Origin of the sequence: Phycicoccus sp., assembly GCF_035325325.1 — a bacterium.
In the GTDB taxonomy this organism is placed as follows: Bacteria; Actinomycetota; Actinomycetes; order Actinomycetales; family Dermatophilaceae; genus Phycicoccus.
In genome coordinates this window covers 11,921-38,311 of sequence record NZ_DAOLAC010000001.1, presented here as the reverse complement: position 1 = coordinate 38,311, position 26,391 = coordinate 11,921, and the positions used below count along the sequence as shown (strand labels likewise).

At 73.8% G+C, this 26,391-nt stretch carries 26 protein-coding genes and 1 tRNA gene; 7 read left to right on the top strand and 20 right to left on the bottom strand.

What is annotated here, in order from left to right:
- Nucleotides 1-4 precede the first annotated feature (4 nt).
- From PKA89_RS00180 to PKA89_RS00170, 3 genes are all read right to left on the bottom strand, one after another.
- Nucleotides 5-83, bottom strand: a tRNA-Gln gene (locus tag PKA89_RS00180).
- An 85-nt stretch (nucleotides 84-168) separates the two neighbouring features.
- Nucleotides 169-1,227 (bottom strand): glycosyltransferase, encoded by a 1,059-nt coding sequence (locus PKA89_RS00175; protein ID WP_324415366.1) that lies wholly within the window; start codon nucleotides 1,225-1,227, stop codon nucleotides 169-171.
- Between the two features lie 62 nt (nucleotides 1,228-1,289).
- Nucleotides 1,290-2,678: a sugar transferase gene (locus PKA89_RS00170; protein WP_324415364.1), complete on the bottom strand. Its 1,389-nt coding sequence runs from the start codon at nucleotides 2,676-2,678 to the stop codon at nucleotides 1,290-1,292.
- 422 nt (nucleotides 2,679-3,100) lie between these two features.
- Between PKA89_RS00170 and PKA89_RS00165 the strand changes: the two genes are divergently transcribed.
- Nucleotides 3,101-3,712 carry a TetR/AcrR family transcriptional regulator gene (locus PKA89_RS00165; RefSeq protein WP_324415933.1) on the top strand — a complete coding sequence of 204 codons (612 nt, stop codon included), beginning with the start codon at nucleotides 3,101-3,103 and terminating at the stop codon, nucleotides 3,710-3,712.
- A 15-nt stretch (nucleotides 3,713-3,727) separates the two neighbouring features.
- Here the strand turns inward: PKA89_RS00165 and PKA89_RS00160 are convergent, their stop codons facing one another.
- Nucleotides 3,728-4,537, bottom strand: a complete 810-nt coding sequence (locus PKA89_RS00160; protein ID WP_324415362.1) for a methyltransferase domain-containing protein — start codon at nucleotides 4,535-4,537, stop codon at nucleotides 3,728-3,730.
- An 83-nt stretch (nucleotides 4,538-4,620) separates the two neighbouring features.
- Here PKA89_RS00160 and PKA89_RS00155 point away from each other — a divergent pair, with 83 nt between their 5' ends.
- Nucleotides 4,621-5,121: a MarR family transcriptional regulator gene (locus PKA89_RS00155; protein WP_324415360.1), complete on the top strand. Its 501-nt coding sequence runs from the start codon at nucleotides 4,621-4,623 to the stop codon at nucleotides 5,119-5,121.
- Between the two features lie 6 nt (nucleotides 5,122-5,127).
- On the opposite strand, the gene PKA89_RS00150 is transcribed toward PKA89_RS00155, so the two are convergent.
- A complete protein-coding gene (locus PKA89_RS00150; protein ID WP_324415358.1) occupies nucleotides 5,128-5,943 on the bottom strand; it encodes a hypothetical protein in 816 nt (271 codons plus the stop codon).
- A 35-nt stretch (nucleotides 5,944-5,978) separates the two neighbouring features.
- Between PKA89_RS00150 and PKA89_RS00145 the strand changes: the two genes are divergently transcribed.
- Nucleotides 5,979-6,536 carry a PadR family transcriptional regulator gene (locus PKA89_RS00145; RefSeq protein ID WP_324415356.1) on the top strand — a complete coding sequence of 186 codons (558 nt, stop codon included), beginning with the start codon at nucleotides 5,979-5,981 and terminating at the stop codon, nucleotides 6,534-6,536.
- A gap of 28 nt (nucleotides 6,537-6,564) precedes the next feature.
- Here PKA89_RS00145 and PKA89_RS00140 read toward each other — a convergent pair whose 3' ends face one another.
- From PKA89_RS00140 to PKA89_RS00110, 7 genes are all read right to left on the bottom strand, one after another.
- Nucleotides 6,565-8,385, bottom strand: coding sequence for an ABC-F family ATP-binding cassette domain-containing protein (locus tag PKA89_RS00140; protein WP_324415354.1), 1,821 nt, complete (start codon nucleotides 8,383-8,385; stop codon nucleotides 6,565-6,567).
- Nucleotides 8,385-9,314, bottom strand: coding sequence for a 4-(cytidine 5'-diphospho)-2-C-methyl-D-erythritol kinase (locus tag PKA89_RS00135; RefSeq protein ID WP_324415352.1), 930 nt, complete (start codon nucleotides 9,312-9,314; stop codon nucleotides 8,385-8,387). The genes PKA89_RS00140 and PKA89_RS00135 overlap by 1 nt, the downstream gene beginning before the upstream one ends.
- 57 nt (nucleotides 9,315-9,371) lie before the next feature.
- Entirely contained in the window at nucleotides 9,372-10,268 is an 897-nt protein-coding gene (gene rsmA / locus PKA89_RS00130) for a 16S rRNA (adenine(1518)-N(6)/adenine(1519)-N(6))-dimethyltransferase RsmA (RefSeq protein WP_324415351.1), read from the bottom strand.
- Between the two features lie 103 nt (nucleotides 10,269-10,371).
- Complete coding sequence (locus tag PKA89_RS00125; protein ID WP_324415349.1) at nucleotides 10,372-11,490, bottom strand: ubiquitin-like domain-containing protein; 1,119 nt, start codon at nucleotides 11,488-11,490, stop codon at nucleotides 10,372-10,374.
- 322 nt (nucleotides 11,491-11,812) lie between these two features.
- Nucleotides 11,813-12,667: a TatD family hydrolase gene (locus tag PKA89_RS00120; RefSeq protein WP_324415347.1), complete on the bottom strand. Its 855-nt coding sequence runs from the start codon at nucleotides 12,665-12,667 to the stop codon at nucleotides 11,813-11,815.
- Nucleotides 12,668-12,673: 6 nt separating this feature from the next.
- Nucleotides 12,674-14,473 carry a methionine--tRNA ligase gene (metG, locus tag PKA89_RS00115; protein WP_324415345.1) on the bottom strand — a complete coding sequence of 600 codons (1,800 nt, stop codon included), beginning with the start codon at nucleotides 14,471-14,473 and terminating at the stop codon, nucleotides 12,674-12,676.
- A 60-nt stretch (nucleotides 14,474-14,533) separates the two neighbouring features.
- Entirely contained in the window at nucleotides 14,534-15,325 is a 792-nt protein-coding gene (locus PKA89_RS00110) for a GNAT family N-acetyltransferase (RefSeq protein WP_324415343.1), read from the bottom strand.
- A 181-nt stretch (nucleotides 15,326-15,506) separates the two neighbouring features.
- Between PKA89_RS00110 and PKA89_RS00105 the strand changes: the two genes are divergently transcribed.
- Complete coding sequence (locus PKA89_RS00105; RefSeq protein WP_324415341.1) at nucleotides 15,507-16,109, top strand: DUF4126 domain-containing protein; 603 nt, start codon at nucleotides 15,507-15,509, stop codon at nucleotides 16,107-16,109.
- Nucleotides 16,110-16,129: 20 nt separating this feature from the next.
- On the opposite strand, the gene PKA89_RS00100 is transcribed toward PKA89_RS00105, so the two are convergent.
- Together PKA89_RS00100 and PKA89_RS00095 are read right to left on the bottom strand one after the other, a co-directional pair.
- Nucleotides 16,130-16,903, bottom strand: coding sequence for a hypothetical protein (locus PKA89_RS00100; RefSeq protein WP_324415339.1), 774 nt, complete (start codon nucleotides 16,901-16,903; stop codon nucleotides 16,130-16,132).
- Nucleotides 16,900-17,541, bottom strand: coding sequence for a hypothetical protein (locus tag PKA89_RS00095; RefSeq protein ID WP_324415337.1), 642 nt, complete (start codon nucleotides 17,539-17,541; stop codon nucleotides 16,900-16,902). Before PKA89_RS00095 ends, PKA89_RS00100 begins: the two co-directional genes overlap by 4 nt.
- A gap of 115 nt (nucleotides 17,542-17,656) precedes the next feature.
- Between PKA89_RS00095 and PKA89_RS00090 the strand changes: the two genes are divergently transcribed.
- Both PKA89_RS00090 and PKA89_RS00085 read left to right on the top strand, forming a co-directional pair.
- Nucleotides 17,657-17,836 (top strand): hypothetical protein, encoded by a 180-nt coding sequence (locus PKA89_RS00090; RefSeq protein ID WP_324415335.1) that lies wholly within the window; start codon nucleotides 17,657-17,659, stop codon nucleotides 17,834-17,836.
- Nucleotides 17,837-17,941: 105 nt separating this feature from the next.
- Complete coding sequence (locus tag PKA89_RS00085) at nucleotides 17,942-18,688, top strand: CPBP family intramembrane glutamic endopeptidase (protein ID WP_324415333.1); 747 nt, start codon at nucleotides 17,942-17,944, stop codon at nucleotides 18,686-18,688.
- Nucleotides 18,689-18,796: 108 nt separating this feature from the next.
- Here the strand turns inward: PKA89_RS00085 and PKA89_RS00080 are convergent, their stop codons facing one another.
- The 4 genes from PKA89_RS00080 to rsmI form a co-directional block, all read right to left on the bottom strand.
- Nucleotides 18,797-19,534: a succinate dehydrogenase/fumarate reductase iron-sulfur subunit gene (locus PKA89_RS00080; RefSeq protein ID WP_324415331.1), complete on the bottom strand. Its 738-nt coding sequence runs from the start codon at nucleotides 19,532-19,534 to the stop codon at nucleotides 18,797-18,799.
- Nucleotides 19,535-19,577: 43 nt separating this feature from the next.
- Nucleotides 19,578-21,587, bottom strand: coding sequence for a fumarate reductase/succinate dehydrogenase flavoprotein subunit (locus PKA89_RS00075; RefSeq protein ID WP_324415329.1), 2,010 nt, complete (start codon nucleotides 21,585-21,587; stop codon nucleotides 19,578-19,580).
- A gap of 12 nt (nucleotides 21,588-21,599) precedes the next feature.
- Nucleotides 21,600-22,298 carry a succinate dehydrogenase cytochrome b subunit gene (locus PKA89_RS00070; RefSeq protein ID WP_324415931.1) on the bottom strand — a complete coding sequence of 233 codons (699 nt, stop codon included), beginning with the start codon at nucleotides 22,296-22,298 and terminating at the stop codon, nucleotides 21,600-21,602.
- A 116-nt stretch (nucleotides 22,299-22,414) separates the two neighbouring features.
- Nucleotides 22,415-23,251, bottom strand: coding sequence for a 16S rRNA (cytidine(1402)-2'-O)-methyltransferase (gene rsmI, locus PKA89_RS00065; protein ID WP_324415327.1), 837 nt, complete (start codon nucleotides 23,249-23,251; stop codon nucleotides 22,415-22,417).
- A 56-nt stretch (nucleotides 23,252-23,307) separates the two neighbouring features.
- On the opposite strand from rsmI, the gene PKA89_RS00060 reads away from it, so the two are divergent.
- Nucleotides 23,308-24,867 carry a phospholipid carrier-dependent glycosyltransferase gene (locus PKA89_RS00060; protein WP_324415323.1) on the top strand — a complete coding sequence of 520 codons (1,560 nt, stop codon included), beginning with the start codon at nucleotides 23,308-23,310 and terminating at the stop codon, nucleotides 24,865-24,867.
- Here PKA89_RS00060 and PKA89_RS00055 read toward each other — a convergent pair.
- Both PKA89_RS00055 and PKA89_RS00050 read right to left on the bottom strand, forming a co-directional pair.
- Nucleotides 24,822-25,442 carry a hypothetical protein gene (locus PKA89_RS00055; RefSeq protein WP_324415321.1) on the bottom strand — a complete coding sequence of 207 codons (621 nt, stop codon included), beginning with the start codon at nucleotides 25,440-25,442 and terminating at the stop codon, nucleotides 24,822-24,824. The two genes, PKA89_RS00060 and PKA89_RS00055, sit on opposite strands and share 46 nt — an antisense overlap.
- Nucleotides 25,439-26,365 carry a hypothetical protein gene (locus PKA89_RS00050; protein WP_324415319.1) on the bottom strand — a complete coding sequence of 309 codons (927 nt, stop codon included), beginning with the start codon at nucleotides 26,363-26,365 and terminating at the stop codon, nucleotides 25,439-25,441. Before PKA89_RS00050 ends, PKA89_RS00055 begins: the two co-directional genes overlap by 4 nt.
- Between the last annotated feature and the right edge of the window lie 26 nt (nucleotides 26,366-26,391).

Genomic DNA, 26,391 nt, shown 5'->3' with positions numbered 1-26,391 from the left:
CGGGCTCCCCGGGTAGGAATCGAACCTACGTCGCTTGTCCTGATTCAAAGTCAGGCGGGCCCTACCAGCAGACCAACCGGGGACCGTCGCCCACGAGGCGGGACGCTCCGAGGGTACCGGCCACACCGTCGTCCCCCGTCGCCGCAGCGGCGGGGGACGACGGCCGCGTCAGCGCAGGGCCGGGCGGAGGACGCGCCGGTGCTGACGGGTCGATCGGCCCGCCGGGCCGCCCAGGACCATCGGCGCCGGGGCGCCCGCCCGGACGGTGCCCGCGGCCGCACGCCACAGGTCGGCGGCCTCGAGCTCGTGGACCTCGCGGCTGAGGGCGATCCCCCGGCTGCCCAGATGGGTGCAGATGAGGGCCTGGTGGTCGTCGACGTGCTCGTCGAACTCGACGCGGCGCGGGATCATCACCGGCATCTTGCCGGCGTCGAGGGCGGTCAGGGCGGACCCGATCCCGCCGTGTGCGATGACGAGGTCCGCCTCCTGGATGGCCGTCCGCAGCTCGTCGGCCGGGATCTGGTTGCTGCCGGTGATGCCCAGCCCGGTGAGGTCGGTTGCGCCGGTCTGCCACATGACCTCGGCGTCTGGGGACGCGACGTCGGGCAGGATGCGGACGAGCCGCTCGACGGCCCGACGGAACCCGTACCGCGGCATCGTGCCGAGAGTCACGACGACCCGGTGCGGTGTGGGCGGCGCCTCGAGCGCGGGGCCCGCCTCGAAGCCGTCGAAGAGCGACCCGCAGTACGACCAGCGCCCGGTGGCGAGCTCGGGGTACTGGGTGAACAGCCGGGTGCCGGGGATCCGGCTGACGATCCGACCCGTGAGGCTCGGGCCGGCCGCGCGGGCCGCACTTTCGATGTAGTAGCGCGGGATGCCGAGGCTCTTGGCCGCGAGGAAGAACGGGACCGCGATGCCTGCTCCGGTCGAGACCACGGCCCGGTAGCCGCCCGCCCGGAGGATGCGCACGGCGTCCGGGAGGTCGCGGACGGCTGCGGTCAGGTCGCGCGGCCGGATGTAGTCGACGTAGTGCACGGTGTCGTCGCGCAGCAGCGACCGGGACTGGTTGCCGTCGAACGTGGCCCACTCGACCGCGCCGACCGAGCCGACCAGCCGCCCCCGCAGGCGGCGCATCTGCTCGAGGTGACCGCCGGTCGACGCGACGAGGAGGGTGGGCCCGTCGCCCTCGCCGAAGCGGGTGTCGACGGACCCGGGGGTGCTGGACACGCGCCGCCCGGGGAGCCGGGCGGCGCTACGGGCGGGTGGGAGCCGGTCATCGACGGCGGCCATCAGTAGGCCCCCTGTCCGCGGAGGACGGCTCGGACGGTGCGCAGGAGGATCTGCGCGTCGAGCGAGAGCGACCAGTTGTCGACGTACCAGAGGTCGAGTCGCAGCGAGTCGATCCAGGAGAGGTCGCTGCGGCCGGAGACCTGCCATAGGCCGGTCATCCCCGGGCGGACCCGCAGCCGGCGGACGGCGTCCGGCTCGTAGGCGTCGACCTCGCGCGGCAGCGGGGGCCGCGGCCCGACGAGCGACATCTCGCCGCGGACCACGTTGATCAGCTGCGGCAGCTCGTCGAGCGAGTAGCGGCGCAGCACCGCGCCGACCCGGGTGATGCGCGGGTCCTGGCGGAGCTTGAACAGCACGTCGTTGCCGTCGTGGGCCGCCGTGAGACCGGACAGCCGGGACTCGGCGTCGGTGACCATCGTGCGGAACTTGACGATCGAGAAGATGCGTCCGCCCTCGCCGACGCGGTACTGCCGGAACAGCGCAGGCCCGGCGGAGTCGCGGCGGACCGCGAGCGCGACGAGCCCGAACAGCGGGGACAGGGCGACGAGCGCCACGAGGGCGAGGACGCGGTCGGCGGCCATCTTGAGCCGGAACCGGAACCCGCTGGACACGGGGCGCTCGAGGTAGAGCATCGGCAGGCCGCTCGCACGGCGCAGGCTGAGCCGGGGGCCGGCGACGTCGACGATGCCCGGCGCGATGAGGAGGTCGACGTCACGCTGCTCGAGGGCCCAGCCCAGCCGCTGGAGCGTCCGGCCGGCCATCGAGGGGCTGCTCGCGATCGCGACGACCTGGGCGCCCGTCGCGTCGACCGCGGTCAGCGTGTCGTCCTCGACTCCGAGCACCGGCACGTGGGCGAACTCCGGTGTGTCGAGGACCGGGTCGGAGGGGTCGGTGACGCAGACCCCGACGACGGAGAGGCCGGTCGTGGCTGGGTCCTTGGCGATGCGCTCGGCGGCGTCGCGGACGGCCCGGGGGTCCCCGACGAGGACCGCGGAGCGCAGCGACTCGCCCTCGCGGCGGGCCGAGGCGAGGCTCCGACGCATCGCATAGCGGCAGCCGATGGTCGCCACGACCATGAGCGGGAGCGACACGAGGAGCACGCCGCGGGAGAACGACAGCTGCAGCGCGAACGAGACGAACGCGACGAGCGCGACGAGCGTGACGGCGGACCGGACGACGGCGCGGTACTCGTCGGGGCCGGCACCGAAGTACCGGACCTCGTACGCCCCGTGGTTGGCCAGGACCAGCAGCCACACGAAGGTGACCGCGACGATCGTGCTCTCCATGGCCGCCGTCGAGCCCCAGAGGGCGGCCTCCTCACCGAGGAGGAACTGGCGGACCCACAGCCCCGCGATCAGCGCGAGGAGCGCGACCGCGCTGTCGAGCACCAGTAGTTGGGTGCGGTAGCGCCGCTCCCACTGTGTCGGTTCGCTGCTGACGGGAGCATGGCCGTAGGCGGCCAGATCGATGTGTGTGTGAACCGGTGGCGGCGCGAAGCGCAGACCACTCCCCTGCAAAATGCTCATCGAACCGTCGATCCCTGCAATCGATGGAATTCAAGGAGACTTGTTCCGCCGGCCCCGGTGGGGTCGCCGGGTATCCCTGCTGATACTCGGCGAACCGGGTATCGACCACCTCCGGCCCTGCTTCCTTCGGCGGTCGGGGCCCACTATAGGGGCGGCCCCGCTCTTCGCGTAAGCGATTCGGAGAAATCACCGAGGTCGAGCGGATGACCACGTCGACGACTTGGCACAATGTCCCGGTGAGCGACGAGACCGGGGCCAAGAAGTCACGCGCGGCGCGGTCCCGGATGACCGGCCGCGAGCGGCGCGAACAGCTCGTCGGGGTGGGGCGCAAGCACTTCGCCGACCGCGGCTTCGAGGGCGCGACGATCGAGGAGATCGCGGCGTCCGCCGGCGTCTCCAAGCCGGTCGTCTACGAGCACTTCGGCGGCAAGGAGGGCCTCTACGCCGTCGTCGTCGACCGCGAGATCGAGGCGCTGCTCCAGGGCGTCACCTCGGCCCTCGACTCCGGCGGCACCTCACGGCAGCTCATCGAGCGGGCCGCGCTGGCCCTCCTCGACTACGTCGAGTACAACTCCGACGGCTTCCGGATCCTGGTGCGCGACAGCCCTCCCGGCCAGGCCACGGGGTCCTTCGCCAGCCTCATGAGCGACATCTCGTCCCAGGTCGACCACATCCTCGCGGCGCAGTTCAAGCACCACAAGCTCGACCCGAAGGCCGCCCCGATGTACGCGCAGATGCTCGTCGGGATGATCGCGCTCACCGGGCAGTGGTGGCTGGACAACCGGAAGTTCAAGAAGCAGGAGGTGGCGGCCCACGTCGTCAACCTCGCCTGGAACGGGCTGACAGGCCTCGAGCCGAGGCCGACCCTCACCCCGGAGACCCTCGCGACCCAGTGAGCCGGGCCGCGCCGCTCAGTCGGTGCGGTGCGCGACGGCGAAGACCCGGCGGAACGGGAAGAGCACCCCGGCCGACGTCCGCGGGTAGGCCTCGAGCAGCGCCGCGCCGTACGGCTCGAGGAACGCCGCCCGCTCCTCGTCGTCCTCGAGCAGGTCCAGGACCGGCCGCAGCCCGGTCGCCGAGACCCAGGTGAGGACGGGGTTCTCGTCCTCGGCGTCCGGGTCGAGCACGTGGACGTAGGTGGTCTCCCAGGCGTCGACCTCGCAGCCGAGCCGGGCGAGCAGCCGCAGGTAGGTCGCGGGCTCGCCGACCGGCGGTACGTCGAGCGCCGCGGTCAGCTCGCCGGCGCGCGGGTGCGCCTCGGCGGTCTCGCGCATCAGCCGGTGGCTCGGGGCGTCGAAGTTGCCCGGCACCTGGAGCGCGAACCAGCCGCCGGGTGCGAGGGCCCCGACCCAGGCGTCGACGAGGTCGAGGTGGCCCGGCACCCACTGGAGGGTCGAGTTCGTCACCACGACGTCCGGCGCCTTGCCGAGCGAGCTGGGGTCCCACTCGCGCAGGTCGGCCTGCACCCACTCGACGCGCTCCGCGGTGTCGAGTTCGCGCGCGGACTCGAGCATCGACTCCGCGGAGTCGACGCCGACGACGCGCGCCTGCGGCCAGAGCGCCGCCACCGAGAGGGTGCCCGGACCGTGGCCGCAGCCGAGGTCGACGACGAGCCGCGGGTCGTCCGCGCCGACCTGGGCGACGAGGTCGGCGAGCGGCCGCGAGCGCTCGCGCGCGAAGCGGCCGTAGGCCGACGGGTCCCAGCTCGGCGTGGTCCTCATGCGTCCTCCTCGGGCGGGTCCGGCCACCCTGCCGCGCCGGTTTCTCGACGTCAAGAGTCTTGACGGGGAGTAGCATTCGCGCCATGGCCGCTGACGACGTCGACCGTATCGTCTCCGCGTGGCGGCGCGAGCGTCCCGACCTCGACGTCACGCCGCTCGAGGTGCTCTCCCGGGTCTCCCGGCTCGCCCGCCGGCTCGACCTCGCCCGCGGGCGGGCGTTCGCCGGCACCGGGCTCGAGGGCTGGGAGTTCGACGTCCTCTCGGCGCTGCGACGGTGCGGCGCCCCCTACGAGCTGAGCCCCGGCCAGCTGGTCAGCGAGACCCTCGTGACGAGCGGCACGATGACCAACCGGGTCGACCGGCTGGCCGCCCGCGGGTTCGTCGAGCGCCACCCCGACCCCGCCGACCGCCGCGGCGTCCTCGTCCGGCTGACCGGCGAGGGGATGGCCGTCGTCGACGCCGCCCTGACCCGGCTGCTCGCCGACGAGCACGACCTGCTCGCCGAGCTCGACCCGTCCGAGCGCCAGGACCTCGCCGGCCTGCTCCGCCGGCTGCTCCGACCGTTCGAGTCCGGCCCCGCCTGACCCGGGTCAGCCGCCGAGCGCGGTCCGCAGCCACCGCAGCAGCCAGGTGCCGCGGGGCGCGACGGTGGCGCTCGACCCGACGCCGTCGGTCACGACGTCCCAGCCGTGCGCGTCACCGGGCAGGCGCAGCCGCTGCTTGAGCGTCGCGGGGGACGCGGCGAGCGCGGCATCGAGAGCATCCCCGTCGATGCCCGTGTCTCCGTCCGAGGAGACGACGAGCAGCGGGACGGAGGTCGCGCGGGCGGCCGCGAGGGCATCGGGCACCCCGTCCCAGTGGTCCGGCCCGGAGAGGTCGACCACCGCGTCGGCGCCGGCCGCCTGGCCCACGCCGAGGGCCCGGGCGCCGCCCATCGAGGCACCGACGACCGCGACCCGCCGGGCGCCGCGGGCCCGCACCCACTCGACCCCCGCCGCCACCTGCGCACGGGTGTCCGCGGTCACCGCGTCGGGGCACCGCGAGGCCCCGTGGACGCAGTCGTCGACGGCGAGCGCGAGGACCCCCCGCTCCCCGAGCCAGCGCGCGTACGGCACCCATCCGCACAGGCCGCCGGCCCCGGTCTGGTGGAGCAGCACGACGCCGAGCCGGCCCGATCCGAAGGCGATGCCCGAGAGCGTGGCGTCGTCCGGGCCGGGGATCCGCTCGAGCGCCCCGGGCGCGTCGACGAGGCACCGCTCGGCGAGCGTGCTCACGGTCCGCGTCGGGAGCGGTACCGGGCGCGTCGTGGTGGGGGACGCCGATCCCCCGCCGGTGCCCGAGCCGGAGCACCCGGCGAGCGCGAGCACCACGGCGGCCGCCGCGCCCGCGAGCCGTCGTCGTGTCATATGTCGACTCTGACATATGACACTAGCCTGCGTCCATGCCCTCGGACCTCGGCCACGCCCTGCTCGGGCTGCTCGCCCGCCGGCCCTCGACGGGCTACGAGCTCAGCCGGCGGATGGAGCGCCCGGTCGGGTGGTTCTGGAGCGCCGGCCACAGCCAGGTCTACCCCGAGCTGGTTCGGCTCGAGGCCGCCGGGCTCGTCCGGCACGAGGAGGTGCCGGGCCGCGGACCACGTCCGACCAAGCGCTACCACGTGACCCCGTCCGGCACCGAGGCACTGCGGGCGTGGGTCACCGCGGAGCTGGCCCCGCAGCCGGTGCGCGACCTCGAGGTGCTCCGGCTGTGGTCGCTCTGGCTCGTCGACGCGCGGGCCGCCGCCGACCTCGTGGCCCGGGTCCGGGACGGGCACGCCGAGCGGCTCGCCGTGTACGAGGAGCAGCTGGCGTCGCTCGACGGCGACCAGGCGGCCCTCGACCCGGCCTCACCCCTCTTCGCCAGCCGGCTGACCCTCGAGGGCGGTCGGCGCACCCGGGTCGCCGCGCTCGAGTGGTGCGACTGGATGCTCGCCGAGCTGGCCGCCGCCCGGCCCCGCTGACCCGCGCGTCGCCGGCCGCGACCCCGGCTCAGCCGGCGACGTCGGCCGCCTCGAGCCACTCGAGCTCGAGGACCTCGCGCTCGTCGACGACCTCGCGCAGCTCGCGGTTGAGTCCGAGGACGCGTTCGTGGTCGGTGGCCGCCTCGGCCATCGCCGCGTGCAGCCGGTCCTCGCGCTCGGCGAGCCGCTGGAGCTGCTTCTCGACCCGGGCCATCACCTTGCGCGCCTCGCGTACCTCGGCCGGGCTCGGCCCGTCCACCGCCGGCGGGCCGGCGGCGGTCGGCCCCGCGCCCGGGACCTCGCGCACCCCCTCGCCCCGCTCGACGAGCTCGCGACGCAGCCGGAGGTACTCCTCGACCCCACCGGGCAGGTCGCGCAGCCGCCCGTCGCCGAGGAGGGCGAGCTGCCGGTCGCAGACCCGTTCGAGGAGGTAGCGGTCGTGCGAGACGACGACCAGCGTGCCGGCCCAGCCGTCGAGGAGATCCTCGAGCGAGGTGAGCGTGTCGATGTCGAGGTCGTTCGTCGGCTCGTCGAGCAGCAGGACGTTCGGCTCGTCCATGAGCAGGCGGGTCAGCTGGAGCCGGCGCCGCTCGCCGCCGGAGAGGTCGCCGACCCGCGTCTGCTGCCGCGGTCCGGTGAACCCGAGCCGCTGCGCCAGCTGCGAGGCGGAGAGCTCCTTGCGCCCGAGCCGGACGACGGTGCGCACGTCCTCGACCGCCTCGATGACCCGCCGGCCGGCCCACGCGTCCAGCTCGCGGACCTCCTGGGTCAGGTGCGCGAGCCGGACCGTCACCCCCTGCCGGCGCTTCCCCGCCGCGAGCGGCACCTCGCCGGCCAGCGCGCGCAGCAGGGTCGACTTGCCGGCACCGTTGACGCCGACGAGCCCGACCCGGTCCCCCGGCCCGAGCCGCCACGTGAAGCGGTCGAGGAGGACGCGGTCACCGACGGTGAGCCGGGCGTCGAGGAGGTCGACGACGTCCTTGCCGAGGCGGGTCGTCGCGAAGCGCATCAGCTCGACGTCGTCGCGGGGCGGCGGCTCGTCGGCGATGAGGGCGTTCGCGGCGTCGATGCGGAAGCGCGGCTTGCTCGTGCGCGCCGGTGCTCCGCGGCGCAGCCAGGCGAGCTCCTTGCGCAGCAGGTTGTCCCGCCGGTCGGCGACGACTCCCGCCATCCGCTCGCGCTCGGCCCGGGCGAGCACGTACGCCGCGTACCCGCCCTCGTACTGGTGCACGACGCCGTCCTGCACCTCCCAGGTCCGGGTCGCGACCGCGTCGAGGAACCACCGGTCGTGCGTGATGACGACGAGCCCGGTGGCAGGCCCGGCGAAGCGGGTGGCGAGGTGGTCGGCGAGCCAGGCGACGCCCTCGACGTCGAGGTGGTTGGTCGGCTCGTCGAGGAGGAGCAGGTCGGGCGCGGCGACGAGGAGCGCCGCGAGCGCGACCCGGCGCCGCTCGCCGCCGGAGAGCGGGCCGAGCTCGGCCCCGAGCCCCCCGACGACCGGGGCCTCGAGCCCCCCGAGCAGGCCGGTGAGGACGTCACGGACCCGGGGGTCGGCGGCCCACTCGTGCTCGGCGAGGTCACCGAGCACCGCCTCGCGGACCGTCGCCCCCGCGGGCAGGGTGTCGTCCTGGGTGAGCACGCCGGTGCGCAGCCCGTTCGCGCGGGCGACCCGGCCGTCGTCCGGGTTTCGGTCGCCCGCGAGCACCCGCAGCAGCGTGGTCTTCCCGCCGCCGTTGCGTCCGACGACGCCGATCCGGTCGCCCCCGGCGACCCCGAGCGAGACGGCGTCGAGCACCTGGGCGGTGCCGAGGGCGAGGGAGGCGCGCTCGACGGAGACGAGGCTGGCCACTAGTCGACCCGGTGGTGGATGACGTGCGCGCCGTGCACCGGACCGCTCGCCCGACGGACGTCGCGGACCACACCGCTCGCGGTCAGCGCGACGGCGAGGTCGATGCCGGCCTCGGTGCCGTCGACGAGGAAGGCGATGGTCGGTCCGGAACCGGAGACGATGCCGCCGAGCGCGCCGTACTCCATCCCGGCGGAGAGGACCTCGCCGAGGTCGGGGCGCAGACTGACCGCGGCCTCCTGGAGGTCGTTGACGAGCTGGGGCGCGAGCTCGTGGGGGTCGCCGGTGCGCAGGGCCGCCATGAGCGCGGGCGTGGCGACCGGGTCGGGCACGTCGGCGCCGTCGCGCAGCCGGTCGCACTCGGCGTAGACGGCCGGGGTCGAGAGGCCGCCCTCGGCCAGCGCGAGCACCCAGTGGTAGGTGCCGCGGGCGAGGACGGGCGCGAGCAGCTCTCCGCGTCCGCTGCCCATCGCGGTGCCGCCGGCGACGAGGAAGGGCACGTCGCTGCCGAGCTCGGAGGCGATCTCCTCCAGGTCCTCGCGGTCGAGGCCGAGGTCCCACAGGTGGTCGAGGGCGACGAGCGTGGCCGCGGCGTCCGCCGAGCCGCCCGCCATCCCTCCCGCGACGGGGATGCCCTTGCGGATGGACACGTGCACCGGGGTCCCGGAGTAGCGCTCGGCGACGAGCCGGGCGGCCTTGAGCGCGATGTTGTCGTCGTCGGTCGGCACGCCCTCGGCGAGGGCGCCGGAGACGCTGACGCCCCAGGCGTCGGCCGCCCCCACCGTCACGTCGTCGTAGAGGCTCACGGCCTGGTAGACGGTCGAGAGGTCGTGGTAGCCGTCGTCGCGCAGGGGGCCGACGAGGAGCTCGAGGTTGACCTTCGCCGGGACGCGCACGGTCACGGGGCCGGGCACGAGCGGGGCCGAGGTCATGGGCTCACCCTAGCCAGACCGGGGGGTGGTCCCGCGAGCCCAGTGCGAGAGGACGTTTCACGAGGTCGCCGGGGCCACGGGCGCGCCACTGCTCGCGGCACCCCGGGCGGCCGCGACCCGGGCGAACGCCGCCACGTCCAGCTGCTCACCCCGCGTGCGCGGGTCGACGGCCGCCGCGACGAGGGCGGCTTCGGCGGCGGCCGGAGACCCGGCCCACCCGGCGAGGGCGGCCCGGAGGGTCTTGCGGCGTTGGGCGAAGGCGGCGTCGACGACGGCGAAGACCTCCTCGCGGGAGGCGGCCGTCGGCGGCGGCTCCCGGCGGGTCAGGGCGACGAGGCCGCTGTCGACGTTGGGCACCGGCCAGAAGACGCTGCGCGGGACGGTGCCGGCGAGGCGGACGTCGGCGTACCACGCGGCCTTGACGCTCGGCACGCCGTAGGTGCGCGAGCCGGGACCGGCGGCGAGCCGCTCGGCCACCTCGAGCTGCACCATGACGAGCACCGTCCGCAGGCTCGGGAAGCGCTCGAGCATCCGCAGGACGACCGGCACCGACACGTTGTAGGGCAGGTTCGCGACGAGTGCGGTCGGCGGCGGTCCCGGCAGGTCCGTGACGGCCAGCGCGTCGGCCGGCACCACCTCCAGGCGGTCGGCGAGCCCGGGGGCGTGCGCGGCGACGGTGTCGGGGAGGGCCCGCGCGAGGACCGGGTCGACCTCGACGGCCACGACCCGGCGCACGACGGGGAGAAGGGCGAGGGTCAGGCTGCCGAGGCCCGGGCCGACCTCGACGACGACGTCCTGCGGACCGACCCCGGAGACCCGGACGATGCGCCGGACCGTGTTGCCGTCGACGACGAAGTTCTGGCCCCACTGCTTCGTCGGCCGGATGCCGAGCCGCGTCGCGACCTCGCGGATCTCGGCGGCCCCGAGGAGCGCGGCGTCGGGGGCGTCGGTCACGCGGACACCCTAGCCACGCCGCGCGTCCCGGGACGACGGCGCCGCCCGCCCCCTGCTGCGGGGACGGGCGGCACGTCGGTGGTGCGTCGCTGCTGCGGCGCGGTCAGGCGGCGCCGGCGCAACCCCACGGCGAGAGCCCCGCCTTGGCGTAGTACCGGTTGGCCACGGTGATCTGCTCGGCGCGGGTCGCGAGGTCGGCCCGGGGCGCGAAGTCGGCCCCGCCGTTGGCGAGCCACGACGACGTCGCGAACTGGAGGCCGCCGTAGTAGCCGTTGCCGGTGTTGATGCTCCAGTTCCCGCTGGACTCGCACTGCGCGATGCGGTCCCACATCGCCGCGTTCGCGAGGTTGAGGCCCGCGCCCGAGACGTTGCCGGCGCTCGGGGCGGCGGTCTTCTTCGTCCCGACGAGCACGACGGCGTTCGTCGGCTTCGTGAGCACGACCGTGCGCAGGACCTTCGAGGAGTGCAGCTTGCCGGCCACGTAGCGCAGCTGGCGGGTCACCTTCGCGGTGCCGTTCCGGCCGGCCGTGACCGTCTTCGTGGTGCCGGCGGCCATCGACGAGTCGGACTTGCGCGTCGTCGTGAACTTCACCGGCTCGACCTTGGTCGACGAGCGGACGACGACGTGCTGCAGCCCGATCCGCATGCCGGCCCGCACGGGCGTTCCGGGCGCCGGGGAGAGGACGTCGGAGGCGGAGTAGGCGACACCGAGGTCGGTGAGGACGCGCGAGACGATCGGCGCAGTGGTCGTCACGGTGCGGGCGCGGCCGTCGACGAGGAGGCTCACCTGCTTCGGGGTGGTCACGCCGAGCTCGAGCCCGTCGCGGCCGATCGCCTGCGACCGGGACGCGGTGAGGACGGCGCCGTCCGAGCGCACCCCGACGTCGCGCAGCGCGGCGTCGACGGTGGTGGCGGTCGTCCAGTACTCGCGCTTCTGCCCGTCGACGGTGACGACGAGCTTGCGCCCGAACCGCACCGAGACGTGGTCGCCGTCGGAGACCGAGGAGTCGAGCGAGGGCACGACGACGTCGTGCTCACCGACCCGGATGCCCTCCTTGTCGAGCGCGTCGCGGACGGTCCCGCCGAAGACGTGGACCGACCGGGGGGCGCCGTCGACGGTCAGCGCGACGGCCTTGTCGAGGTGCGCGACCCCGACCGAGCCGACGGCGACGGCGAGGGCGGCGACGCCCTGGGCGGCATGGCGGATGGTGCGAGAGAACAAGAGGTCTCCAGGGGTGGGTCTTCCCGGGCACCGGCGTCCGGACGTCGGCCCGAGGGCCCCGGCGACGAGAGCGCCGGGAGTGCGACCGCGACGCCCCGCAGCACTGCGGACCGGGCGCTCACACACGACGTCCGGGGCGTTCCGGCCCCGGCCATCTGCCTCCACGGTGACGGAGAGACGTCCCGAAGGTCAAGTTTCGGTAACGGCGGGACATCGTCCCGGACGCCACATCCGCCTCAGGAGTCACACCGGTCACGCACGGAGGCGTTGAACCTGAGAACCGGATGAGGGAAAGGTCACGCCCGCGGCCCGGCCGTCCGGCTCACCACGGGCCGTAGAGGCGCTCCGCGTTCTCGGAGAGGGCCTCGCAGAGGGTCGCGACGGCCACGCCGAGGACCGAGGCCATGACGCGCACCGTGAGGGGCACGAGCATCGGGCTGTTCGTCGCGCCGCGCCACGGGTGCGGCGTGAGGTAGGGGGCGTCGGTCTCGACGAGGAGCAGCTCGAGCGGCGTCACCGACAGGGCGTCCCGCAGGTCCTTGGCGTTCTTGAAGGTCACCGTGCCGCTGAAGGACAGGTGGTAGCCGCGGGCGACGCACTCGCGGGCCATGTCGAGGTCGCCCGAGAAGCAGTGCATGACCGTGCGCTCGGGCGCGCCCGCGTCGCGCAGGACCCGCAGGACGTCGGCGTGGGCGTCACGGTCGTGGACCTGCAGGGCGAGGCCGGCACGGCGGGCGAGCTCGATGTGCCGCCGGAACGACTCCTCCTGGGCCGCGTGCCCCTCCGGCCCGGTGCGGAAGTGGTCGAGCCCGGTCTCCCCGACCACCCGCACCCGGGGGTGCGCCGTGAGCTCCTCGACGCGGGCGAGAGCGGCGTCGAGCCGGCCCTCGGCCGCGAGCCGCGGCACCTCGTTCGGGTGGACGGCGACGCCGGCGAGAACCGCGCGGTGCGCCTCGGCCGCGGCGACGGCGAACTCGTTGCCCTCGGGGTCGCAGCCGATCTGGACGACCCGGTCGACCCCGACCGCGGCCGCCGCCCGCAGCACGGGCGCGATGCCCTCGACCGTCGGTCCCTCCCCCTCGCGGCTGATGTCGAGGTGGGTGTGGTTGTCGACGACCGGGATCGGCAGCGGGTCCGGCGCCTCGGGCTCCCCGCGCCGGCTCGGCTGCGACGTCATCCCGGCTCAGGCCCCGGCGCGGGCGAGCTCGTCGTCGACGACCGACTCGTCGAGCTTGGTGAAGACCGGCGCCGGCTTGCTCACCGGCGTCCCGACGACCACGGGCCGCGACGCCCAGCGCGGGAAGCCCGAGTACTCGCCGGTGATGACCGGCCAGGTTCGCCCCTCGTCCTCGGGGTCCAGGCCGGTCACCGTCTCGAGCCGCGGCATCGGGACGAGCTCGCCGTCGCCGCCGAGCGCGGTGTGCACCCGGTTCGCGGCGTGCGGGAGGAACGGCGACAGCATCGTGTTGAGGTCGCTGACGCACTGGACGAGCGTGTGCAGGACCGTGGCGAGCCGCTCGCGCTGGTCCTCGCCCTTGAGCTTGAACGGCTCGGTGCGGGAGACGTACGCGTTGACCTCACCCACCACCCGCATCGCCTCGGCGATGGCCGCCTTCTGCCGGTGCCGCTCGAGCAACCCACCGACGGAACCGAACCCGGCCAGCACGGTCGAGCGGATCTCCTCGTCGACGGGTTCGAGCGCACCCGGCCGCGGGATCTCGCCGAAGTTCTTCGCCACCATCGCCGCGGTGCGCGAGACGAGGTTGCCCCAGCCGGCGACGAGCTCGGAGTTGTTGCGCTGGACGAACTCGCGCCAGGTGAAGTTGGCGTCCTGGTTCTCGGGGCCGGCCGCGCAGATGAAGTATCTGATGCCGTCCGGGCCGTAGCGGTCGAGGACGTCACGGACCCGCACGACGTAGCCGCGCGAGGTGGAGAACTGCTTGCCCTCCATCGTGAGGAACTCGCTCGAGACCACCTCGGTCGGCAGGTTGAGCTCGCCGTAGACGCCGGGCTCGCCTCCGCGAGAACCCTTCCCGGCGTACCCCAGCAGCTCGGCCGGCCAGATCTGGCTGTGGAAGGTGATGTTGTCCTTGCCCATGAAGTAGTAGGACAGGGCCTCGGGGTCGTTCCACCACTCGCGCCAGCGCTCCGGCTCGCCGAGCCGGCGGGCCCACTCGATCGAGGCCGACAGGTAGCCGATGACGGCGTCGAACCACACGTAGAGGCGCTTGGCGTGGTTGTCGCGCCAGCCGTCGAGGGGCACCGGGATGCCCCAGTCGATGTCGCGGGTCATCGCCCGGGGCTTGATCTCGTCGAGGATGTTCTGGCTGAACTTGATGACGTTCGGCCGCCAGGTCCCCGAGGCGTCACGCCCGTCAAGCCACTCGCGCAGGGCGTCGGCGAGCGCCGGCAGGTCGAGGAAGAAGTGCTGTGTCTCGACGAACTCCGGTGTCTCGCCGTTGATCTTGCTGCGTGGGTTGATGAGGTCCTCGGGCTCGAGCTGGTTGCCGCAGTTGTCGCACTGGTCCCCGCGGGCGTCGGGGTAGTGGCAGATCGGGCACTCACCCTCGATGAACCGGTCGGGCAGCGTGCGGCCGGTCGACGGCGAGATGGCGCCCTGCTGGGTGCGCTCGACCATGTAGCCGTTGAGCCAGTTCTGGCGGAACAGCTCCTGGGCGACCGCGTAGTGGTTGGCCGTCGTCGTCCGCGTGTAGAGGTCGTAGGTGCAGCCGAGGTCGGCGAGCTCGCCGGCGATGACCGCGTGGTTGGCGTCGACGAACTCGCGCGGCGTGACCCCCGCCTGGTCGGCGAGCACGAGGATGGGCGTGCCGTGCTCGTCCGACCCGCTGACCATGAGCACGTCGTGCCCCGCCATCCGCATGTACCGGCTGAAGACGTCGGACGGCACGCCGAACCCGGCGACGTGGCCGAGGTGGCGCGGACCGTTGGCGTACGGCCAGGCGACGGCGGAGAGGACCTTCATGTCCCGAATCCTAGGTGCCGGCCGCAACCGCGTTCCGGGGGCCACCCGGGCGTGGACGGCTCAGCGGTGCCAATCGTAGGGCGTCGTCGTCGTCACCCTCACCATCCCGGAGCGCTCGAGGATGGGGCGCGAGTACTCGGTGGAGTCGCTGTGCAGCACAGTCTTCCCCAGCCGCAGGGCCGAGCGGGCCCGCTCGGCGGTCAGCGCGCGGTAGATGCCGCGTCCGCGGTACGCCGGCAGGGTCGCACCGCCCCAGACCCCGGCGACCTCGGTGCCCGGCACCGGCTCGAGCCGACCCGAGCTGACGATCAGCCCGTCCGCCTCGGCGACCCAGATCTCGACGTCGGGGTCGTGGGCCAGCCGGAAGAGCAGGTCGTCGGCGCGCCGGGTCGAGACCGGGTCACCGAAGGCCTCGTCGGCGGCCGCGCTCGTGGCCCGGACGTCGGCCTCACCGGTGACCCGGCGCAGCGTCACCCCCTCGGGCAGGGGGACCTCGACCGCGAGGCCGGCGGCGGGGCCCATCATCACCGACTCCACCTCGCCGGGGACGAAGCCGTGGTCGACGAGCGCCTCGTGCAGCCCGGGGGCGACGTCGTGGCCGCGCGTCTTCCACTCGACCTCGTCGACCTCCGGGTCGGCCCGGAAGTGCTCGAGCGCCTCGCCGACCCACCCCCGGACGCACTCGGCGTCCGCGCCCTCGAGGTCGCGGTAGCTGATGAACCCGCGCCCGCCCGGGAACGTGGCGAGCCGGAGCGGGCCGAGCCGGGTCACCGAGCGCGCGCCGGGGGTCTCGGCGTCGGTGCGCAGCTGGTCGTCGTAGATCCGCAGGAGCGCGGCGGGGTCGGTGCTCACGCGCCCGATCCTCGCGCGCCCCCGGCCGGCGCGGCCACCGGGTTTCACCGGGTCGTGTGCTCGGGTGGTCGTCGGGGCGACCGTCCGAGCACACGACCCCCGCGGGGGAACCGGCGGGGACTAACCTGACGTCGGAGCAGCGTCGTTCCCACGGTCGAGTCGCTGCACGAAGGAGGACGCCGTGCTGGCAGCCCTCACCGGGATGGGCCTGTCCGCTGCCGCGGGCCTCAACGCCTACATCCCCTTCCTCGTCGTCGCGCTCGTCGCGCGGTTCACCGACCTCATCGCCCTCCCCAGCGGCTACGAGTGGATCTCGAGCGGCTGGGCCATCGGCATCGGGGCGGTCCTCCTGCTCGCCGAGGTGGTCCTCGACAAGATCCCGGCCGTCGACACGGTCAACGACACGATCCAGACCTTCATCCGGCCGAGCGTCGGCGGGCTGATCTTCGCGGCGACCAACGCCGCCTCCGAGCTCGACCGCTCGACGTGGATGGCCGAGCACCCGTGGGTCGGCGCGGTGCTCGGCGTGGTCATCGCCGGGCTCGTGCACACCGGGAAGATGGCGGCCCGCCCGGTGGTCAACGGCGCCACCGTCGGGTTCGGCGCCCCGGTCGTGTCGACGGTCGAGGACGGCGCGTCCATCGGCCTGAGCATCATTGCGATCCTCGCGCCGGTCTTCGTCGTCGTCGCGCTCGGCCTCCTCGCCTGGCTCCTCGTGTGGATGTGGCTGCGCGTGCGTGCCTGGCGACGCTCGAGACAGCCCCCGTCGTACGCCGGCCCCTGACCCCGCGGCGGGTCCAGCGCCTACCCCACTGCCGTCGGCGGCGCGGGCACGACGGACGGCGACGGGACGACCGGGCGCTCGGTCGCTGCCGGGGCGTCCCACGAGGTCGCCCGTCCCCAGCGGTCGAAGACGAGGTCGACGGCCCCGGTGCCGGTGATCGTCGCCCGCAGCAGCTCGCCACTGCCGTCGGCCGCGACCCACAGCCGGCCGCCGGTCGTCGCGGTGCCGACCACCCAGGCCGCCCGGCCACCGAGCTCGGTGACGACCACCGGGGTGGTGGACCCCTCGAGACGGGCGACGGCCGGGGCGTCGAGCAGCGCGGTCACGAGGCCGCGCAGGGTCTCGGGCGCGACCTCGGCCACCTGGGCGTCGGTCGTCGGGACCCAGCGGCCGACCCGCGAGGGGGCGGTCGCGGCCGGGACGACGGTGCGCCAGAAGGCGAGGTCCCCCGCGAGCCAGTGCCCGTCGCCGACGGAGAGCAGGACGGAGGTGCCGCGGCCGGCGACGGTGCGGACGAGGCGCTGGTCGTCACCGGAGGAGGTGCCCTCGACCTCGAGGCGCGGTGCCGCCGATCCCGCGCCGACGGTGCCGACGGCACGCCCCGAGTCGGCGGACAGCGCCGAGGTCCGCACCGCGACCAGCACCTCGCCGGTCGTCGGCAGCGCGGCCGACGACGTCGGCGCCGTGGGGCTCGGGGAGGGCTGCGGGATGCGGAGGGCGTCGCAGCCCGACGTCCCGAGCGTGACCGCCGCGACGAGCGCCGCGACGGGGGCCGCCCGTCGGACGCGGGTCATCGGCCGTCGTGCAGGGCGTGGACGAGCAGAGGGACGGCGCCGCGGAGGAACGGCTCGCGCTGCGCTGCGGGCATCCGGACCGCGGTGACGAGCAGGCCCTCGACCGCGGCGACGACCACGACGGCGTCCTCGGCAGGACTCGGCCGGCCGGCCAGGGCACCCATCCGCTCGACCGTGCCGAGCAGACCCCGCCGCCACCGCTCGAACACCTCGACGAGGTCGGGCTGGCGCGCTGCCTCCAACGAGAGCTCGGCCTGCGCCCGGACGAGGGACGGCTCGCGCACCCAGCCGACGGTGAGCTCGGTGACCGCCGCGCTCACGGCATCCGGGTCGCCGGCGCAGTCGGCGAGCTCCTCCCCCAGGGCCGCGACCCGCGTCTCGAGGGCCCGCCCCACGTACTCGGCGAGGGCGACGAGGAGGGCGACCCGGGTGCGCAGGTAGGCCGAGCACGTGCCCTCCGGCAGCCCGGCGCGGCGGTCGACGGCTCGGTGGGTCAGGCCACGCAACCCGCCGTCGGCGACGACCTCGACCGCGGCGGCGAGCAGCTCGGCGCGCCGGCCCGTGGGGATCGTCGTGGCGCCCCGGGTGGGGGTGGGGGTCGGCCGGGCGTCGGCGTCGGGGCGGGCTGCGGTGGACATCACCGCCATTGTGCCGCCCCCACCCGCGCGTCGTCGTCGGCGGCGGGAACACCGGGTTGACCGGCCGCGTTCTACATCGGTAGAATCCTCTACAGAAGTAGAAAGGACGACCACCATGGGCACCTCCGCCGCCGTCACCACCCTCACCCTCCTGCACGCGCTCGTCGGCGTGGGCGTCGTCGCCGTCCTCGTCGGACTGGCCGTCGTCGTGCCGGCCCTCACCCGCAGCCGTGAGGACCGCATCCGCCGGCACCTCAGCATCCCGGCGTACTACGGCCTGACCCCCGCGCACTGACCGTGCGGCGAGCGCCGGCCCGTCCGGCCGGCGCTCGCCGCACGTCCAGCCGGCCCCCAGCCGGCTCCCGGCGGGCGTCCGGGGTGGGCCACCTACGCTGGCCCCATGCGGCGCCGGCACCTCACCGAGACCTGGCTCGTCCTCGGGGTCTCGCTCGGGTCGTCGGCGATCTACGCCCTGCTGCGCATCGTCGACCGGCTGACCCGTCCGGAGAAGCTCTCGCAGCAGACCGCCGCGATGAACACCTCGGTCACCCCCGACCGGCCGTGGCTCGACGTCACCTACCAGCTCGTCGGCATCGGGCTCGCGCTCGTCCCGGTGCTGCTCGCCATCCACCTGCTGCGCCGCGACGACCCGGACGAGCCGCACACGATGGGCTTCGACCTGCGCCGGCCCGGGCAGGACCTCTGGCGCGGCGCCGCCCTCGCGGCCGTCGTCGGCATCCCCGGCCTCGGGCTCTACCTCGTCGCGAAGGCGCTCGGGGTCAACGCGACCGTCGCCGCCGCCAACCTCGTCGGTGCCGCGTGGTTCACCATCCCCCTGCTCGTGCTCGCCGCCGCCCAGAACGCGGTCCTCGAGGAGACGGTCATGGTCAGCTACCTCTTCCGCCGCTGGGGAGAGGCCGGCTGGGGGACCTGGCGGGTCGTCGCCACCTCGGCGCTCATCCGCGGCACCTACCACCTCTACCAGGGGTTCGGTGGCTTCGTCGGCAACGTCGTCATGGGCCTGCTCTTCGGCTGGCTCTACACGCGGACCAGACGGGTCATGCCGCTCGTCGTCGCGCACACGATCCTCGACGTCGTCGCCTTCGTCGGCTACTCGCTGCTCAAGCCGCACGTCTCCTGGCTCTGACCCTGCCGCCGCTTTCCCGCCCCCGGCGAGAAACCCCGCCGTCGCACCGGAAGCGTTCCGGTGCGTCGGCGGGGTTTGCGGCATCCGGCGGGAAAGCCGGAGGGGGGCTCAGCCGCGGAGGGCGGCGCGCAGGTCCTTGTTGAGCGTCGAGATGACGTCCTGCGGGATGCCCTTGGGGCAGGCCTGCGAGCACGCGCCGACGTTCGTGCAGCCGCCGAAGCCCTCCTCGTCGTGCTGCTCGACCATCGAGACCACCCGGGCCGCCCGCTCAGGCTGGCCCTGCGGCAGCTCGGAGAGGTGGGTGACCTTGGCGCCCATGAACAGCATCGCCGACGCGTTCGGGCACGCGGCCACGCACGCCCCGCAGCCGATGCACTCGGCGGCCATGAAGGCGCGGTCCGCGTTCGGCTTCGGCACCGGCGTCGCGTGGGCGTCCGGGGCCGCACCGGTGTTGACCGACACGTAGCCGCCGGCCTGGATGATGCGGTCGAAGGCGCCGCGGTCGACGACGAGGTCCTTGATGACCGGGAAGGCGTTGGCCCGCCACGGCTCGATCGTGATGACCTCGCCGTCGGAGAAGCTGCGCATGTGCAGCTGGCAGGTCGTCGTCTTCTCCGGGCCGTGCGCCTCCCCGGAGATCATGAGGCCGCACATGCCGCAGATGCCCTCGCGGCAGTCGGAGTCGAACGCGATCGGCTCCTCCCCCCGGGCGTTCAGCTGCTCGTTGAGGACGTCGAGCATCTCGAGGAAGGACATGTCGGGGCTGATGTCCTTGACCTTGTAGGTCTTCAGCTCGCCCCGGTGGCGCGGGCCGGCCTGGCGCCAGATCTTGAGGGTCAGGTTCATCGGAGGGACCTTCGTGTCGTCGTGGTGGCGGAATCCCGTTCTGTCACTTGTAGCTCCGCTGCTTCAGCTCGATCGCCTCGTAGACGAGGTCCTCCTTGTGGAGGACCGGCTGGCGCATCTCGCCGAGGGCCTCACCGCCGCCGAACTCCCACGCCGCGACGTAGAGGAACTCGTCGTCGTGGCGCAGCGCCTCGCCGTCCTCGGTCTGGCTCTCGGCCCGGAAGTGCCCGCCGCACGACTCGCGCCGGTGCAGGGCGTCGATGCACATCAGCTCGCCGAGCTCGAGGAAGTCGGCGACGCGGCCGGCCTTCTCGAGGCTCTGGTTGAGGGTGTCGGCGGCGCCGAGCACACGGACGTTGCGCCAGAACTCCTCGCGCAGACCGCGGATGAGGTCGATGGCCTTGAGCAGGCCCTCCTCGCTGCGCTCCATCCCGCAGTACTCCCACATGATGTTGCCGAGCTCGCGGTGGAAGGAGTCGACGCTGCGCTCGCCGTTGACCTCGAGCAGGCGCGCCGTGCGCGACTCGACCGACTCGCGGGCCGCGACGACGTCGGGGTGGTCGGCCGACAGCTTGTCGAACGGGCCCTTGGCCAGGTAGTCGCGGATCGTGTTCGGCAGGACGAAGTAGCCGTCGGCGAGGCCCTGCATGAGGGCGGATGCCCCGAGCCGGTTCGCGCCGTGGTCGGAGAAGTTCGCCTCGCCGATGACGAACAGGCCGGGGATGCTCGACTGGAGGTCGTAGTCGACCCAGAGGCCGCCCATCACGTAGTGCACCGCCGGGTAGATGCGCATCGGCACCTCGTACGGGTTCTCCCCGGTGATCCGGGCGTACATGTCGAAGAGGTTGCCGTACTTGGCCTCGACGGCCGCCTTGCCCATCCGGGAGATGGCGTCGGCGAAGTCGAGGTAGACCCCGCGCCGGAAGTCGCCGACCATCGGGCCGACGCCGCGGCCCTCGTCGCAGACGTTCTTCGCCTGGCGCGAGGCGATGTCGCGCGGGACGAGGTTGCCGAAGGAGGGGTAGATGCGCTCGAGGTAGTAGTCGCGGTCCTCCTCGGGGATCTGGCGCGGGTCCTTGTCGCAGTCCTCGCGGTTCTTCGGCACCCAGATCCGGCCGTCGTTGCGCAGCGACTCGGACATGAGGGTCAGCTTCGACTGGTGCTCACCCGAGACCGGGATGCACGTCGGGTGGATCTGCGTGTAGCAGGGGTTGGCCATGTAGGCGCCCTTGCGGTGCGCCCGCCAGGTGGCGGTGACGTTGCTGCCCATCGCGTTGGTGGAGAGGAAGAACACGTTGCCGTAGCCGCCGGAGCCGAGGACGACCGCGTCGGCGAGGTGGGTCTCGATCTCGCCGGTCACCAGGTCGCGGACGATGATGCCGCGGGCCCGGCCGTCGACGACGACGACCTCGAGCATCTCGTGCCGGGTGAACTGCTCGACGGTGCCGGCGGCGACCTGGCGCTCGAGGGCCTGGTAGGCGCCGATGAGCAGCTGCTGGCCGGTCTGGCCGCGGGCGTAGAAGGTGCGGGAGACCTGGACGCCACCGAACGAGCGGTTGTCGAGGAGGCCGCCGTACTCACGGGCGAACGGCACGCCCTGCGCGACGCACTGGTCGATGATGTTCGCGCTCACCTCGGCGAGCCGGTAGACGTTGGTCTCGCGCGAGCGGTAGTCACCGCCCTTGACCGTGTCGTAGAAGAGGCGGTAGACGGAGTCGCCGTCCTCCTTGTAGTTCTTCGCCGCGTTGATGCCACCCTGGGCCGCGATCGAGTGCGCGCGCCGGGGAGAGTCCTGGAAGCAGAAGACCTTGACGTTGTAGCCGGCCTCGCCGAGGGTGGCCGCGGCCGAGCCGCCGGCCAGCCCGGTGCCGACGATGATGACGTCGAGCTTGCGGCGGTTGGCCGGGTTGACGAGGGCGGCGTCGAACTGGCGCTGGGTCCACTTGCCGGCGATCGGGCCGGCCGGGGCCTTGGTGTCTGCGATCGGCTCGCCCTCGGTGTAGAGGCCGTGGGCGATGCCGGCGTTCACGGGTGCGGTCGTGGTGTCTGTCATCGGGTCAGTGCCTCACTTGATCAGGCCGAAGAGGATGGACAGCGGCGGGATGAGGAACCCGACGACGATGACGGCGGCGACGGCGTGGCCGACCATCTTGGCGCGGCGGTAGGCGTGCGACGTCATCGTCCAGCCGAGGGTCTGCTGCGCGCTGAACGTGCCGTGCGAGAGGTGCAGCGCGAGGGCGAGCATCGCCAGGACGTAGATCAGCGTGTTCCACGGCACCTGGAAGCTCGCGACGACGAGCTCGTAGGGGTTCTGCTGCACGTTCACCCCCTGCCGGTCGGGGTTGACCGAGAACTTGAGGATCGTGAACTGCAGCAGGTGCCACACGACGAACAGGAGGAGGAAGACCCCGCCCCAGCGCATCCACGCGGTGCGCATCGCGGTCTTCACGGCGGCGTACTTGGTCCGGCGGGCGTTCCCGGCCCGGCTCCACAGGGAGAACGCGGCGTAGGCGTGCCCGACGAGGCTGAGCAGCAGGACGACGCGGATCACCCAGAGCAGCCCGCCGTACGGGAGCATCGGCTCCCCGATGGTGCGCAGGTGCTCGGCGTAGGTGTTGAACGCCTCCTCCCCCGCGAGCGCCTTGAGGTTGCCGTACATGTGGAGGAGGACGTACGCGACGAACACGATGCCGGTCCCCGCCATGAGGATCTTGAGGCCGATCGTGGAGCGCCGGGCCGTCGTCGCTGAGCGCGAGGAAGTCATGGTGGCCACGAACCTGCACCCTAGCCTCCGCCTCGGAACGGATCGAGGGGTGTCGAGGCCGGCCGGGTGTGACATTCCCCCGGTTACCCCGAGGTAGACCGTGGTCGGCGGTGCGCTCAGGCGCGCCGGGCGGCGACGGCGGTGTCGTAGAGAACCTTCTTGGAGAGCCCGGTCGCGGCGGCCACCTCGGCGCAGGCGTCCTTGAGCCGCTCGCCGGCGCCGGCGCGGGAGAGCACCTCGGCCACGGCCTCCTCGACGCTCGCCACCGGTCCGCTCGCCCCGGCGACGACGACCGTCACCTCGCCGCGGGCGTGCTCCTCGGCCCACTCCGCGAGCTCGGCGAGGCCGCCGCGGCGGACCTCCTCGTAGGTCTTGGTCAGCTCGCGGCACACGGCGGCCGGGCGGTCCGGGCCGAAGGCCCCCGCCATCGCCGCGAGCGAGCGGGCGAGCCGGTGCGGTGCCTCGAAGAAGACCATCGTGCGCTGCTCGCCGGCCAGCGCCGCGAGGGCCCGCTCGCGCTCGCCCTCCTTGCGCGGCGGGAACCCCTCGAAGCAGAACCGGTCGACCGGCAGCCCGGAGACCGCGAGCGCGGTGAGGACCGCCGACGGCCCCGGCACCGCCGTGACGCGCACCCCGGCCGTGACCGCGGCGACGACGAGCCGGTACCCCGGGTCGGAGACCGAGGGCATCCCGGCGTCGGTGACGACGAGGACCCGCGCGCCGCCCACGAGCTCGGGGACGAGGTCGGCCGCGCGCCCCGACTCGTTGTGCTCGTGGAAGGAGACGACCCGACCGGCCGGCGTGACGTCGAGCGCGGCACAGAGGCGACGCAGCCGGCGGGTGTCCTCGGCGGCGACGACGTCGGCGGTGGCGAGCTCGTCGCGCAGCCGGACCGGCGCGTCGCGCGGGTCGCCGATCGGGGTGGCCGCGAGGACGAGGACTCCGGCGCTCATCCCGTGATCCTCGCACGCTCCGCGGACGGCGCAGGAAGCCCACCTACGATGTGCCGGTGACCCGGACCGACGAGCTGCGCCACCGCCTGCTCGGGTTCCGGCCCACCGACGCCTTGTGGGGCTGGCTCGGCCCCGGACTCATCGCGCTCGTCGGCGGCGTCCTGCGGTTCTGGAACCTCGACCGGCCGCACGCCCTGGTCTTCGACGAGACGTACTACGTCAAGCAGGGCTACTCGATGTTCCGGTACGGCGTCGAGATGCGGGTCCTCTCCTCGCTCAAGAAGCCGGACGAGGCCTTCGTCGGCGGCAACCCCGACGTGTTCAGCACGACCGACGGCGACTTCGTCGTCCACCCGCCGGTCGGCAAGTGGGTCATCGGGTTCGGGGAGTGGCTGTTCGGCGCTGACTCCGGGTGGGGCTGGCGGTTCTCCGTCGCCCTCCTCGGGACGCTGTCGATCCTCATGGTCGGCCGGATCGCCCGCCGCCTGTTCGGTTCGACCGCCCTCGGCTGCGTCGCCGCGTTCCTCCTCGCGTTCGAGGGCTCGCACTTCGTGATGTCGCGCACCGGCATCCTCGACATCATCGTCATGTTCTTCGCGCTGGCCGCGTTCGGCGCCCTGCTCGTCGACCGCGACCGCAGCCGCGAGGTCCTCGCCGCGAAGGTCGGCGCGATCCCGCGGGGAGAGTGGCCGAACGGCGTGGGTCCGTGGCTCGGCTGGCGGCCGTGGCGCTGGGTGGCCGGCGCCTCGCTCGGCCTGTGCACGGGCACGAAGATCTCCGGGCTGTTCTTCCTCGCGGCCTTCGGGCTGATGACCGTCTGGTGGGACCTCGGGGCCCGCCGGGCCGCCGGGGTGCGGCACTGGGCCCGCGGCGGACTGCTCGCCGACGGACCGTTCGCCGCGCTCCAGATGGTCGTGACGGCCGCGGTCGTCTACACGCTGTCGTGGACCGGCTGGTTCCTCAGCGACGTCGGCTACCACCGCCACTGGGACCGTTACAACCCGGGACAGGGCATCCAGTGGCTGCCGTCGGTCCTGCGGAACTGGGTGAAGTACCACCAGGACGCGCTGCACTTCAACACCACCCTCCACGACCCGCACCCGTACCAGTCGAACCCGTGGTCGTGGCTCGTCCAGACCCGCCCGACGTCCTTCTACTACGAGGGCGTGACGCAGGGGGTCGACGGCTGCGGGGTGGCGCAGTGCTCGCAGGCCATCAACCCGATCGGGACGATCTCGGTGTGGTGGCTCGGCATCGTCGCGCTGCTCGTCGTCCTCTGGTGGTGGCTCGTGCGCCGCGACTGGCGAGCCGGGGCGATCGCGGCCGGCGTCATCGGCGGCTACCTGCCGTGGTTCGCCTTCCAGGACCGCACGATCTTCACCTTCTACGCGATCGCCTTCGAGCCGTGGGTGGTCCTGGCCGTGACCTTCGCGATCGGGTTGTGGGTCGGCCGGCGCGCACCCGACCCGGACCGCTGGCGGGTGCGGGTCCTCGTGGTCGGTGGCTACCTCCTGCTCACCCTCGCGCTCTTCGCGTTCTTCCACCCGATCTACGTCGCGGACACCATCCCCTACGAGCACTGGCACTGGCGGATGTGGTTCCCCAGCTGGATCTGAGCCGCGCCGCGCCCCGCGTCCCACCCGGGGGCGGCGCCGCCCGTCGGTGGTCGCACGTCGTCGGAGTCGACCCCGGCACGGGCCAGGAGCCACGCGACGACGGAGTTGGAGTTCCACATCTCCCCGAGCCCGAGCTCGTCGCGACCCCAGGTGAGGGCGGGGACGTGGCCCGCCTGGTGCAGCACCGCGCGGCATCGTGCGGGGTCGTCGCTGAGGCCGTGGCGGCCGCCGACGGCCGCGGCCAGGTCCGGGACCGTGTAGCCGGGCCAGCACCGCACCTCGTAGCGGAACAACCGCCACCGACCGAGGGCCCGCAGCGCGACGGGTCCGACGACGGCGGCGGCGCGATCCGCGTCGACGGGGTCGCGCTGCCACACGGGGGCCATCTCGACGCTGGTCGCGAGGTCGTCGACGGTCACGACGAGCACCGCGTGGTAGAGGTCGCGTGCCGGGCGCTGCGCGGCGAGGGCGTGCGCGGCCTCCCACCACCGGCCACCCAGGCGGACGACGTGCCGGCCGGCCCCGAGCGGGATCCAGTACAGGTCGAGCGCGGTGTCGCCGGGTCGGCGGGTCACCCCACGGCCTCCTCCGTCCGCTGCCCGAGCAGCGGCCGGAACACCGCCGCCGCGAGCGCCAGCGCGAGGGCCGCGGCGCCGACGAAGCCGACGGTCAACCCCACCGAGGCGCCTGCCGCGCCCGTCCCGAGCATGACGACCGCCATGCCCGCGACGGCAGAACCGAGGAGGGCGCACCAGGCGACGACGGGGGCGCGCGCCACGCGTGCCCACGGGCGGTCTCGCAGCAGGCCGACGCCGACGACGAGGAGGACGGGGACGACGACGCCGAGGTCCAGGACCTTGACGGTCCAGAACGGCGAGGGGTCGGCGAGGTACTCGGCGCTGCGGGGGGTCGCGCGCCACGCGTCGAGCAGCCCCGGCAGGTGCAGGCCGAGGGCGAGGAACGCGGCGACCACGAGCATGTACCACCCCGTGGTGCGTCGCAGCGGCATGGTCGTGGGCGCGGTGGCGGCGAGCCGGGAACCGGCGAGCACCAAGGCCGCACCACCGAGGACGAGGACGACGAGCAGGAGGGGGAACCACCGCTCGCTCGTGCCGGGATAGCGCCGGACGTCGCCCGCGACCGCCAGCTCGGCCGCGGTGTAGAGCGCGTAGGCGGCCGGCGCCACCGCGAGAGCCGGCGCGCCGGGGTGACCGCGGCGTACCAGCCAGGCCGCCACGACACACGTCGGTGCGACGAGGACGAGACCGACGAGGTCGCCGCCGCGCACCTGCGCCGTCGCGCCGCCCGAGACGTGGTACTCGATGACCCCGAGGCCGAGGGGTCCGAGGAGGGCCGCCGCCGCCACCGCGAGGCCGAGCAGGACGAGGACGGGCGCCAGTGCGCCCGCGTCCCGCCGGGAGGAACGCGTGACGCGCGCGACCGGAGCCCCGGGTGACAGCGGCGTTCTCGGGGGCGTCGAGTGCAGGTCCGACCTCATGGCAGCTCCCTCCGTGACGGAGGTGG